This is a genomic window from Streptomyces sp. DvalAA-43 (assembly GCF_900091725.1).
GTDB classification, from domain to species: Bacteria; Actinomycetota; Actinomycetes; order Streptomycetales; family Streptomycetaceae; genus Streptomyces; species Streptomyces pulveraceus.
Window position 1 is genome coordinate 22,055 of sequence record NZ_FMBW01000061.1, and the last position, 6,295, is coordinate 28,349.

The 6,295-nt window shown below is 71.4% G+C and carries 5 protein-coding genes and 2 tRNA genes; 4 read left to right on the forward strand and 3 right to left on the reverse strand.

Annotated features, from left to right (window positions below; all coding sequences use genetic code 11):
- Position 1: 1 nt before the first annotated feature.
- On the reverse strand, positions 2-421 hold the full coding sequence (locus GA0115234_RS24870; RefSeq protein WP_093545667.1) for a MarR family winged helix-turn-helix transcriptional regulator: 420 nt from the start codon (positions 419-421) through the stop codon (positions 2-4).
- A 56-nt stretch (positions 422-477) separates the two neighbouring features.
- On the opposite strand from GA0115234_RS24870, the gene GA0115234_RS24875 reads away from it, so the two are divergent.
- Positions 478-1,002: a DUF6790 family protein gene (locus tag GA0115234_RS24875; RefSeq protein ID WP_093545670.1), complete on the forward strand. Its 525-nt coding sequence runs from the start codon at positions 478-480 to the stop codon at positions 1,000-1,002.
- A gap of 99 nt (positions 1,003-1,101) precedes the next feature.
- Here the strand turns inward: GA0115234_RS24875 and GA0115234_RS24880 are convergent.
- Positions 1,102-1,174: transfer RNA gene (locus tag GA0115234_RS24880), tRNA-Arg, on the reverse strand.
- A gap of 615 nt (positions 1,175-1,789) precedes the next feature.
- On the opposite strand from GA0115234_RS24880, the gene GA0115234_RS24885 reads away from it, so the two are divergent.
- Complete coding sequence (locus GA0115234_RS24885; RefSeq protein WP_093545673.1) at positions 1,790-3,184, forward strand: DUF7507 domain-containing protein; 1,395 nt, start codon at positions 1,790-1,792, stop codon at positions 3,182-3,184.
- Between the two features lie 115 nt (positions 3,185-3,299).
- On the opposite strand, the gene GA0115234_RS24890 is transcribed toward GA0115234_RS24885, so the two are convergent.
- Positions 3,300-3,390, reverse strand: a tRNA-Ser gene (locus tag GA0115234_RS24890).
- A 223-nt stretch (positions 3,391-3,613) separates the two neighbouring features.
- On the opposite strand from GA0115234_RS24890, the gene GA0115234_RS24895 reads away from it, so the two are divergent.
- Complete coding sequence (locus GA0115234_RS24895) at positions 3,614-4,066, forward strand: SSI family serine proteinase inhibitor (protein ID WP_093545676.1); 453 nt, start codon at positions 3,614-3,616, stop codon at positions 4,064-4,066.
- A 297-nt stretch (positions 4,067-4,363) separates the two neighbouring features.
- Positions 4,364-6,295: PAS domain-containing protein (locus GA0115234_RS24900; RefSeq protein WP_141718469.1), on the forward strand; the 1,932-nt coding region annotated here is incomplete at its 3' end.

Genomic DNA, 6,295 nt, shown 5'->3' on the forward strand with positions numbered 1-6,295 from the left:
CTCAGTCGGATGCGAGGAACTCGGCGAGCCGAAGCGTGTCCTGGAGATAGCGCTCATAGGGAAAACCGGCCGCGACGAGCCCGGCGCGGAGCTCGTCGTAGAGCGGCTTACCGGCGGCGTGGAAGGCCTTCCGGCCCGCCTCGGTGAGGCGGACCAGCCGCCGCCGCGCGTGTGCGGGGTCGACGGTGATCTGCACCAGGCCACCCGCTTCGAGCGGCCGTAGCGCCCGGCTGATCGCCGGGTCCGACACCGACAGCGCCTGTGCCAGCCGATGCTGCGTCGTCGGCTCGATGTCCTCCAGCGTGCCCAGAAGCCGTATCTGGCTGTAGGTCAGCCCGTCGGGGTCGTCCGTGCGCTGCCGGGTCGCCTCACCCAGCAGCATGACCACGCGGTGCAGCAGGTCTGCGAGTCCGTCATCCACACCACCACTATACCTGACTCTTGACTGGTTAATATTAACCAGGTAAGACTGAACCCATGGACACCTTCTCGTACGTCGCCCAGTCCGCGTTCCCCCTGGTCTGGATCCTGGTACCGGCCATCGGAGCCTTCGTACGGACCCGCCACGCCCAGTCACCCCAGCAGGCGCTGGAAACCTGGCAGCGCTGGTGGGCCATCGGCGCCTTCGGCGTCGGCAGTCTCTGGATGACGGTCGCGTTCCTCGCCTTCCCGGACGTCATGGCCACCGCGATCGGCTTCGACCGGACGCCCTTCATGTTCGAGATCGCCTTCGCCAACCTCGGGCTGGCCGTCATGGGCTTCCGGGCCGCCTCGGCCTCCGCACGCGAGCGCATCACCATCGGACTCGGCGGCGGAATGTTCCTCTGGGGAGCCCTGGCCGGCCACCTCTACCAGTGGTTCGCCAACGGCGACCACGCCCCCGGCAACACCGGCGGGGTCCTCGTCAACGACCTCCTGATCCCGGCGGTCATGATCATCCTGGCCGTACGGTCCCGGCGACTGGAGGCCACACCCCGACCGGCCGCGAACATCGCCGCCTGACCGGCCTCACCCGCCCCTGCATGGCTGTGCACACAGACAGGCCGTGAAGGCAAAAGCCAGAGGCCCTGTGGACTGATCCACAGGGCCTCTGAACTGCTGTGCACTCGGCAGGATTCGAACCTGCAACCTTCTGATCCGTAGTCAGATGCTCTATCCGTTAAGCTACGAGTGCTTGTGCTTCCCGGTTTTTTTCTTCCCGGTCGGCGTTGCGAGAACAACATTACATGACCTGCGCCGTAGCGCGAAATCCATTAGCCACACCCGCCCCGACCTGCGGAAACACCGTGTTCGACGGTTGCGGGGGCGGGGCACCGCGCCCTTGCGGGGCGGGCGGCGGACGGGGCGGGTCCGCATGTGGCCGGAGCCGTACCGACGGGCAAGACCCCGGGGCGCGAGTCAGCGGCCCCCGTCTTCATGGACGTTCACGAGTTCGCCGCCGCGGTGCCGGGAGCGTCAACTTCGTCGGTGCCCGAATCACCCTGAGCGGGGGTGGGCACACCGGGCACGGCGCGGGCTTCCGGCCATGACGGAGTGGGCGGGAGGGAAACAGGGGGCGGGTGCGACGGGCGCGGCGCGACGGTGGCGGCGTGGGGGACTCGGCGGTGGGAGCCGTCCGGGGGCGGGGGCAGCAAACCTGCCGCGCGGGGTTGGCCGAACCGCCCCGCTCCTCGCTTTACGCGATCACCCGGATGCATTGCGCTACTGGATGCACCGGCTCCGCCACGGCGCGCAGTTGTGCGGCCGGGCGGCGGTGCGTTCCAGCAGCGCGCCGACTTGAGGGGAAACCATGTCCACACCTCCCGCTCCGCTCCGGGTCACCCTGGCCAACGGCAGCTTCGAACAGCCCGTCGTCACCGGTGTGGAGATCCTGCCGGACTCCTCGCAGACGCAGGCGCCCAAGCGGGTCCCGGGCTGGCTCACCACCGCCACCGACCACATGATCGAGCTGTGGCACACGGGCTTCAACGGAGTACCGGCGGCCGACGGCACCCAGTTCGCGGAACTCAACGCCAATCAGGTCTCCACGCTCTACCAGGACCTGCCCACCACGCCCGGCACGAAGCTGTACTGGCAGCTGTACCACCGCGGCCGTCAGGGGAACGACACCATGGCCCTGGACATCGGCGCGCCGGGCGCCACGGTCCAGCAGAGACGCTTCACCGACGGCAACACCGCCTGGGGCCACTACACCGGCACCTACATCGTCCCGGCGGGGCAGACCCGGACGCGGTTCGCCTTCCGTTCCGTCTCCGCCGCCGGCGGCAACCAGAGCATCGGCAACTTCCTGGACGGCATCTTCTTCGGCACCGCCCCCTACCTGGTGCTCACCAAGACCGCCGCCCCCACGGGACCGCTGGAGGTGGGTGACGTCATCACCTACCGCATCAACGCCAGGAACGAGGGCGGCGGCGCGGCCGAGAACCTCGTCCTGACCGACGTCATCCCGCAGGGCACGACGTATCTGCCCGGTTCCCTGCGCATCGTCGACGGCCCGAACGCCGGGCCGAAGACCGACGCGCGGGGCGACGACCAGGCGTACTACGACGCCCAGGGCGACAAGGTCGTCTTCGCGCTCGGCAACACCACCACCGGGGAAGGCGGCAGCCTGCCCAACACCGAGACCCTGCCTGCGGGAACCACCGCCGAGTACCGGGTCACCATCGACCGGGCCGCCGGCGGCCGGCAGCTCAGGAACACCGCCTCCGCCTCCTACGAGAACCGCCTCGGCGATACCCCGGAGCCGCTGACGGCCACCTCCAACGAACAGGTCACACAGGTCAACCCGGCCGCCGACCTGTCCGTGGTCAAGGCGGCCGACGCGACCACCGTCACCGTCGGCCAGACCGTGACCTACCGCGTCACCGTCCACAACGCCGGGCCGAACCAGGCCACTGGCGTCACCGTCACCGACCGGCTCCCGGAGGGTCTCGTCTTCCTGTCCGCCGACGGCCCCGGAAGCTACGACCCGGCCACCGGGCGGTGGGCCGTGGGCACCCTGGCCGACGGCGCCGGGGCCACCCTCGTACTGCGGGCCAAGGCGACCGAGGCCGGTCCGGTCGTCAACACCGCCACGGCCACCGCCAACGAAAAGGATCCCGACACCGGCGACAACACCGACGCCGTCACCATCTGCGTCGAGCCGGCTCCCTCCTGCTGCGACCCCTGCGCCACCCGGAAGTAGCCGGGGCGAAGCAACCGGGACCTGCCGCCGGTCGCCGGAACGGCTCCTCCCGGAACGGCTCCGGAAACGACTCAGGGAGTTCAGCCGATGTGGGCTGAACTCCCTGGTCAGAGAGCGGAGGCGGAGGGATTTGAACCCTCGATGGGCTTTAAGACCCAAACCGCATTAGCAGTGCGGCGCCATAGACCGGACTAGGCGACGCCTCCAGCACACCCCGCGCGAGCGCGAGTGGTGCGTGCAGATGATGACACAGTTGAGCGGTGCGTCACCAATCGATGCCTACGGTACTAGGCAGTCGGCCGCGAGGGCAAAGCGCATTCGGTTGCGCAACGCCGTGGCGTGCGGAGCGTTAGTGATGACGGGGCGCCGCCCGCCCTTCCGTCCGTTCCACCGGCACTCCCGCCGAAGTGCACGAGCACAGGAGCCCGCATGCTGCGCCGCCTCGCCCTCACCGCCGTCGCGTCCCTCGCCGCGCTGTCCGCCGCCGCACCGGCCGCGACCGCGGCCACCGGCCCCCTTCCCCTGCCGCTGCCGCTGCCGCTGCTCCAGGACGACGCCGCCACCCGGCTGACGATCACGGTCTCGGGCTCGGGGATCGCCGATGCCGAGGGCACCTTCGAGCTGCGGTGCGGCCCGGCGGGCGGCAGCCACCCGGTGGCGCGGCAGGCCTGCGACCGGCTGGACGAGCTGGCGGGCGCGGGCGCGGACCCGTTCGCCCCGGTGCCGAAGGACGCGCTGTGCACCCTGCAGTTCGGAAGCCCGGCCACCGCCCGGGTCACCGGGACCTGGCACGGACGGAGCGTCGACACGGCCTTCAGCCGGACCAACGGCTGCGAGATCTCCCGCTGGAACAATCTGCGGCCGGTGCTCCCCAACGTCTGACCGGCCGGGCCGCTGAAGGGGCGTCCGTACCCACCGGGCGCCCCCCGGAACAGGGCTCGCGCCACCCACCGGGCGCCCCCGGGAACGGGGCTCGCGCCGCTGCTCAGGACACATCCGCGACACAGGACAGGGCGGAGTCGTACACCGTATGCACAGAACCTTGGTGAGAGCTCCCCCTCATCCGCAGCCCCGTGTCCCCTCCCTGCCTTTAGACTCCTCCAGTGACAGCCCGCGGCCCGAGGGGCAAGATGGGGCCCGCTGTCGGCAAGGTGCGGTAACCAGGGAGGAAGCGTCGTCGTGAGCAGCAGGCCATCCCGAGGCGCTGCTCGCCTCGCAGCCATACTCGATGCACTCCCCGACGGGCTGCTGCTCGTCAACTGCAACGGCACGGTCGTCAACGCCAACACCATCGCGCTGGAGATGTTCGAGACGCCGGGCACCGCGCTCGTCGGGCGCGGGCTCCTGGATCTGCTGCCGGAGTTCGACTCCAAGCTGATCCCGGGATCGATGCGCAGGCCCGAGACCGCGGACGACCGGGGCCGTACGAAGCCGACCCGGATGACCGCGCGGCGCACCGACGGCACCGAGTATCCCGTCGAGGTGACCAGCGCCAGCCTGGAGGACGGGCAGGCCGCGTACAACGACTTCCAGAGCTCCTACAGCGGCAGCTACACCGGCGACGAACTGCTGATGCTCGTCGTACGTGACCTGTCGGGCACCGTGGACACCGAGGCCGAACTGGCCCGTTCGCAGCGGCAGACCGAGATGATCCTGCGGGCCGCGGCCGAGGGCGTGGTCGGCACGGACACCGACGGCCGGGTCGTCCTGGTCAACCCCGCCGCCGCGCAGATCCTCGGCTTCCGCGCCAGCGACCTGGGCGGCCAGGAGCTGCATCCGCTGATCCTGCACTCGCGGGCGGAGGGCGAGCCGTTCCCGTACGAGGAGTCGCCGCTCGCCGACACGCTCAGGTCCGGGCGCAAGCACCGGGTGCGCGGCCAGGTCCTGTGGTCCAAGAGCGGCGCGCAGGTGCCGGTCGACCTGACCACCGCACCAGTCCGGGACGGCGACCAGCTGGTCGGCGCCGTCATGACGTTCACCGACCGCAGGCCGTACGAGGAGCTCGGCGCGGAGCACCGGGCCGAGCTCGCCGAACTGACCAGGAGTCACACCGCCGAGGTCGCCGAGCTGACGGAGCGGCACAGCTCGGAGCTGGCCGACCGCAGCGAGCGGTACGCGGCCGAGCTGGAGGCGCAGGCCGACCGGCTGACGGCGCTGACCGCCCGCCACACCCAGCTCACCGCCGTGCTCGGCGAATCGCTGCGCGGTCCGCTGGAGGAGCTGCGCGGCGAGCTCTCGAAGCTCGCCGCCGACCCGGCGGGGCAGCTGTGGCCCGAGGCGAACCAGATCCTGCACCACCTGGCCGCGGGCTACGCCCGGATGACCACCCTCGTCGACAACGTGCTCGGCTACCAGCGCCTGGACGCCGGCTCGGAGAAGCTGACCAAGGCGAACGTGCTGCTCGACTCGGTCGTGACGGCCGGTATCGACGCGGCCGTCGAGCTGATCGGCCCCGGGCGCGCCCAGTTCGCCGTGCACGCGCCGCCGATCGAGGCCGAGGTGGACGCGGCCCGGCTGGTGACCGCGCTCGCCCATCTGGTCGCGGATGTCGCCGGGGTCGACTCGACCGGCAAGGCCCGGTTGGTGCCCGGCGGCGGGTACGTCGACTCCACGGTCGTCGTCGCGGCGGCGCAGCGCGGTGAGGTCGTACGGATCGAGGTGCGCGGACCGTTCGCCGGGGGAGACCCGGTGCACGAGCCGATCGTGCGCGGGATCGTACGGGCGCACGGCGGCGTGCTCCAGACGCACGAGGTGCCGGGGATGAGCGGCAGCGCGTATGTGCTGGAGGTGCCGTTGGGCGCGGGTTCCGGCACGGTGACGGCGACTGCGCCCGGGGCTCAGCCGGAGAGCGGGACACAGCCCGGCGCCGGGCCCGAGCCGATGGCCGGTCAGGAAGGTCCGGAGACCGCGGGGCAGCAGCCGGGCGGCGGGCGGCGCCGGGCGCGGCGGGCGTCCACGGACGCGTTCCTGGAGAGCCCGATGGGCGGTTCCGGCGGTGACACGGCGGCGGCCGAGCCGACCGGGCGGCGCCGGGCGCGCCGCGAGCCGGTGGCGCCGGACGAGCACGCGGCGCCGGGGGCGCAGGACACGCAGGGCGGCGGTTCGGGGCGC